Source organism: Burkholderia sp. WTPI3 (assembly GCF_021483755.1).
Lineage (GTDB): Bacteria > Pseudomonadota > Gammaproteobacteria > Burkholderiales > Burkholderiaceae > Burkholderia.
Map to the genome: position 1 here is coordinate 1 of NZ_JAGIXF010000176.1, position 4802 is coordinate 4802.

Genomic DNA, 4802 nt, shown 5'->3' on the forward strand with positions numbered 1-4802 from the left:
AAAAGCTATATTCCGTGGCGGTCGAGATGGCGATAGTCACATTGACGATTGTCGTGCTGGCGGGTTGCGGCGGTATGTCTCGCCGCGGAACGGATACCGTGATCGGGGCTGGTGTCGGTGGCGTCGCCGGCGCGGTCCTGACGGGCGGCAGTGCCTTGGGCACGGTGGGCGGCGCGGCCGTCGGCGGCGTTGTCGGCAACCAGGTCGGGAAATAGGCCGGCCGAAGGGTAGGGAATCGGCACGCGCACTCGCCGTCACGGCGAAGCGCGCGCGGATACGTGCGTAACCCGGAGTGCGACCGGTATGTCGGCATTTCTCCTGAACGGCGAGCTGAGGCTGTCCTGGTGGCAACTTGCGTGGGTCGTGTTCGCGCTCACGCATGTCACCATCATCAGCGTGACCGTGTACCTGCACCGCTGTCAGGCGCATCGGGCGCTGGGGCTGCGCCCGTGCGTCAGCCACTTCTTCCGGTTCTGGCTGTGGTTGACGACCGGCATGCTGACCCTGCAGTGGGTCGCGGTGCATCGCAAGCATCACGCGAGGAGCGAGACCCCGGACGATCCGCATAGCCCGCGAACCCGTGGTCTCGCGACCGTGCTGCTTCGCGGCGCGGAACTGTACCGGGAGGAAGTGCGGAACGAGGAAACGCTGCGCCGGTATGGATCGGGTACGCCGGACGACTGGCTCGAACGCCACGTCTATGCCCGCTATCCGAATCTCGGCGTCGGGCTGCTCGCTGTGATCGACGTCGGGCTGTTCGGGCTGCCCGGCGTGGCGGCGTGGGCGATCCAGATGATGTGGATTCCGTTCTGGGCCGGCGGCGTGATCAACGGTTGCGGCCACTTCAGCGGTTATCGGAATTTTGCGACGCCCGATGCGAGCACCAACATTTTCCCGCTGGGCATTCTGATCGGCGGGGAAGAACTGCATAACAATCACCACGCATACGTGACGTCGGCCAGGCTGTCGAACCGATGGTTCGAGTTCGACATCGGCTGGCTGTACATCCGCCTGCTGGCGGCGTTGAGACTGGCGACCGTTTGGCGAGTGGCAACGAAGCCGCGCCTGCTCCTGAACAAGGCAGTGGTCGACGACGCAACGCTGCAAGCGGTCATCCGCAACCGGCATGCGGTGATGGCCGCCTATGCGCACATGCTCGAACCCGCTTGCCGGCGGGAACTGCGCCGCATCAAGGACATGAGCCGCGACGACAAGCGCGCATTCGCGCTCGCCATGAAACGCTGGCTGCGCCAGGCCTGGGGCCATCGGGGCAAGCCCGATCTGCGGGCGCTGACGAGCCCCAATGCGAATCGGCGAATGCGAGTGTACGTCGATATGTACGAGGCGTTGCTCGAGCTATGGACGTGGTCACACGCATCGCACGAGCAATTGCTGGTTCAGTTGCAGGATTGGTGCCGTTGCGCGGAGCAGAGCGGCATCAAGGCGATCGCCGATTTTTCGATGCGCCTGCGCCGGTATGCGTGATCCCGGCACGCCGGTGATCTGCCATGCGGGACCTGCATGCAACGGTTCGCGGCGCAAGCGCCGCTCATCTCGCCCGATTGTCTGGACGCGAATAACGCCACTTGCTCGCATTGGAATTGATGCCGGCATCCTGGCGGATGCGCTTTTCGGCGCGTTCGACATCGGCACGGGCCAGATCATCCCGCTGCTTTTGCCGGGTCGCGTCATCGCGCCGATCAATTGAGGTGCCTGAGTGATATTTCATGGATTGCTCCTGAGTGAGGTGTGCTCGCGTCGCAAGACGCCGCGTCGAGCCGGATGCGGCGGACGGATCAGATCGCCGCGGGGGCGATCTTGCCATCCACGATGTCCTTGCCGAATTGCATCGCCAGGTCGAGTGCGAGCGCCGCCGTTTGCGGAGCGCCGTGCTCGAAAATGGTCGAGTAACGCGGTGCCGTTGCCGAGGTCGCGGGAACCGTGTCGATGCGCACGATTGAAGCGAAACGCTTCGGGCCGGGGGCGTGGGGATCGCCGAATGGCGGGAAAAGCATTTGTGAATAGACGCGGAGTTCACGTCCGCGATATTCGAGAGTGGGGATGGTCATGATTTGCTCCTGACAGAGCAACGGTTGGCGCCGAAGGATTCGAGGGCGCCGATGCCTTGACAACAAACCGGCAGGTATCTTCAGTGTGCGCGCTTGACAATGGTTTCGCAATAATAATATCGGATGCCGAAGCATATTTTCGATGCTGGTCGATCACCGGCTTGCGGTGCCGTTGCGGAAGAATTCGCTTCCAAATAGTCGATACCGTACAGACCAACGCGTGTCGTCCGGTTCACGATGAACTCGACACCGAGGAGGTCGCCATGTGTATCCCGCTTTCACCCGAGGTCGTCGAGACCCTCAAATCGCTTGATCGAATCCCGGATTCCCGGGCCGATATTACTCACTCCATTGCCAATGAACTATTTACCCACGGGCTTGCATACGAGGCGCGCACCGTCGGTTCGATCAACATGACGGCCGCAGGCCGGCTGTGGCTGAATCGGTGTGCGGATTAGCACGCATGCGTCGGTCAGGCGAGACCGGATTTTCGTCCCGTACAACGAACCATGGATCCATGAGGCAATGATGAAAACCCAATCTACACGATGGTTTACGGTGAACCAATACGCGCCTGTTCGCGACGGATGGTATGAAGTGCGACTGGTGAGCGGCGACACGGCGTTTGCGAGGTTTGGCGATGGCGAATGGACGGAAAAGCCGGTGCTCACCTTTACGCGTTGGCGAGGCTTGCGCTCCAATCCGGGCAAGTCGGGCGACGCAGTGGATGCGACCGCAGATGCGACCGCAGCGAAAGGTGTCCGGGACGCGTGGGACGCGTTCTTTCCCGGCGTGGGAAACGAGCAGCACAAGCCGCTTGCCGCTGCGCATGGCGACCGCCCCCAACGCATTGCGGCATCGTGACGGTCAGTCGGGAAACGGGTATCGCCGGATGTTGCCTGCACGCGCCGTCAACATCCAGTGAATCCGCATCACGTTGCCCGATCGCGCGGCCCTACAGAACCGTTCGCGCGAACACCCTACGGCCGCTTCCTGAATTGCTCTTTCGCGTCACCGAATGACGCTTGTGTCTTTCCGACGACCTGCTCGACCGTGCCCTGCATTCTGGTCGATCGATTTCCCATGATCCTGCCGACCATTTCCTTCAGTCTGCCTTTCGCTTCCGCGATGCGGCCTCTCACCTGATCCTTGTTCATCACACTGCTCCTTGACATGGGGCGCCTGCTTCACCGGTACGAAACCTGGAACCATCGAAGCGTCGTATCGGGCGCTTTGCGCGGAACAACCAGGGCGCCCGAAGACACACTGAGCGCAATCGCGATGGAAATCGGTACGATGCCGTACGCGGATCGGCGCCGGCACGCCAGCGTATGCATGCGGGCGGCGATTGGATCGATCGCCGCGAAGCCAGGTTGCGAAGGTTGTCTGTTTTTGCATCCTTGGTACGCTTTCGTACCGCATTCGCATTCGCCTGTGTGTAGCGTCAGGGGTATCCACGAAAAACCTGGGGTGAATCATGCAGCGACGAACATTTCTATGGGGTACGCCGGGATCGATCCTGGCTATCGGCCTCGCGGTCTCGGGATGCACGACGACCGGCACATCCGACGCCAGCAGTCACCAGGCCGACAAGCGCCACACCATCGATGCAGGCGTCGACTCGACCATTGCACGCCTTTACACGACCGCGAAAGGCTCGCGTGAACTCGTCGGCAACGCGCGCGGCGTGCTGGTATTCCCGTCAGTCATCGCGGCCGGCTTCTTCGTCGGCGGCCAGTACGGCGAAGGCTCGCTGCGCGTTGCTGGCAGCACGGTCGGATACTACAGAACCACGACCGGCTCGATCGGCCTGCAGATCGGTGCGCAATCGAAAGCCATCATTTTCCTGTTCATGACCGAGGATGCGCTCGGTCGCTTCCGTAACAGCGAAGGCTGGTCGGTGGGCGGCGACGCGTCGGTGGCAGTACTGAGAGTCGGCGCGAACGGCAATGTCGACACCAGCACCGCGACCGCGCCGATCGAAGCATTCGTACTGACGAACAACGGATTGATGGCCGGCATGACGCTGGAAGGCACGAAGGTCACCCGGCTCAAGTCGCTGTAACGAGCGGCGGACGCAGGGCGTGCTTGGTCTTCATTGGTTGTTTTCATTCTTGCGGAGGGCGTATGCACATTCTCACGAGCGCGGGCCCGCTGGTTTCGCTGATCGCCGGCATTCTGATTCTGGTGGTGCCCCGTCTGTTGAATTACATCGTTGCGATCTACCTCATCGTCATCGGGTTGCTCGGGCTGTTCGGAGGACATCTCCACTGAACCAGGCCTCTCGCGAAAAAGCAGGTGACGAACCTCGCGGGCGGCGCCCGCGATCATACTGATCGTTGTCGTGCTGCTGATGGCCGGGGTGATCCCGACCTGGCGCTACAGCAACGGCTGGGGGTATGGTCCAAGCGGATTGCTGGGCTTGGTATTGGTCGTGTTACTCATCCTGATGTTGCTGGGCAGGCTGTGACACGGGACATCATCGACGCTGCAGGTTCATGGAAAGACTGCCGCCCGACAGCGCGAGTATCGGGTGTGGCATCCCGCCGAACCGTTCGACCCGCGTACGCATCGCGCCACCGCGCCCGCACTGGATCTCACGCATAGCGACGCATGAGCGGCACGGCCGAAATGCCGTGCAGCACGATCGACATGGCGATGATGGCCAGTACCCACGGAACCAGCGGCAACAGTTGCGCACGCGGCCCTTGCTCGAGGGCCAGCATCAGGTAA

General features: G+C 62.0%; 10 protein-coding genes. 7 read left to right on the top strand and 3 right to left on the bottom strand.

Annotated elements, in window-relative coordinates; genetic code table 11:
* The coding region (locus J7024_RS36210; protein WP_234745988.1) for a glycine zipper 2TM domain-containing protein at positions 1–215 on the top strand (215 nt) is incomplete at its 5' end.
* A gap of 88 nt (positions 216–303) precedes the next feature.
* Positions 304–1485, top strand: coding sequence for a DesA family fatty acid desaturase (locus tag J7024_RS36215; protein WP_175752130.1), 1182 nt, complete (start codon positions 304–306; stop codon positions 1483–1485).
* A gap of 64 nt (positions 1486–1549) precedes the next feature.
* Here J7024_RS36215 and J7024_RS36220 read toward each other — a convergent pair whose 3' ends face one another.
* The gene (locus J7024_RS36220; protein WP_098553544.1) at positions 1550–1729 is read right to left on the bottom strand and encodes a hypothetical protein; all 180 of its coding nucleotides are present in this window, start codon (positions 1727–1729) and stop codon (positions 1550–1552) included.
* A 67-nt stretch (positions 1730–1796) separates the two neighbouring features.
* Complete coding sequence (locus J7024_RS36225; RefSeq protein WP_175770680.1) at positions 1797–2069, bottom strand: hypothetical protein; 273 nt, start codon at positions 2067–2069, stop codon at positions 1797–1799.
* Between the two features lie 263 nt (positions 2070–2332).
* Here J7024_RS36225 and J7024_RS36230 point away from each other — a divergent pair, with 263 nt between their 5' ends.
* Positions 2333–2527, top strand: coding sequence for a hypothetical protein (locus tag J7024_RS36230; RefSeq protein ID WP_175752134.1), 195 nt, complete (start codon positions 2333–2335; stop codon positions 2525–2527).
* Positions 2528–2597: 70 nt separating this feature from the next.
* Positions 2598–2933, top strand: a complete 336-nt coding sequence (locus J7024_RS36235) for a hypothetical protein (protein ID WP_234745989.1) — start codon at positions 2598–2600, stop codon at positions 2931–2933.
* Between the two features lie 116 nt (positions 2934–3049).
* On the opposite strand, the gene J7024_RS36240 is transcribed toward J7024_RS36235, so the two are convergent.
* Positions 3050–3226 carry a CsbD family protein gene (locus tag J7024_RS36240; RefSeq protein ID WP_175770678.1) on the bottom strand — a complete coding sequence of 59 codons (177 nt, stop codon included), beginning with the start codon at positions 3224–3226 and terminating at the stop codon, positions 3050–3052.
* Between the two features lie 320 nt (positions 3227–3546).
* Here J7024_RS36240 and J7024_RS36245 point away from each other — a divergent pair, with 320 nt between their 5' ends.
* From J7024_RS36245 to J7024_RS36255, 3 genes are all read left to right on the top strand, one after another.
* Complete coding sequence (locus J7024_RS36245) at positions 3547–4134, top strand: BPSL1445 family SYLF domain-containing lipoprotein (protein ID WP_175787727.1); 588 nt, start codon at positions 3547–3549, stop codon at positions 4132–4134.
* Positions 4135–4196: 62 nt separating this feature from the next.
* Entirely contained in the window at positions 4197–4343 is a 147-nt protein-coding gene (locus J7024_RS36250) for a DUF3096 domain-containing protein (protein ID WP_006413561.1), read from the top strand.
* A 52-nt stretch (positions 4344–4395) separates the two neighbouring features.
* Complete coding sequence (locus J7024_RS36255) at positions 4396–4539, top strand: DUF3309 family protein (RefSeq protein WP_279607269.1); 144 nt, start codon at positions 4396–4398, stop codon at positions 4537–4539.
* Positions 4540–4802 lie beyond the last annotated feature (263 nt).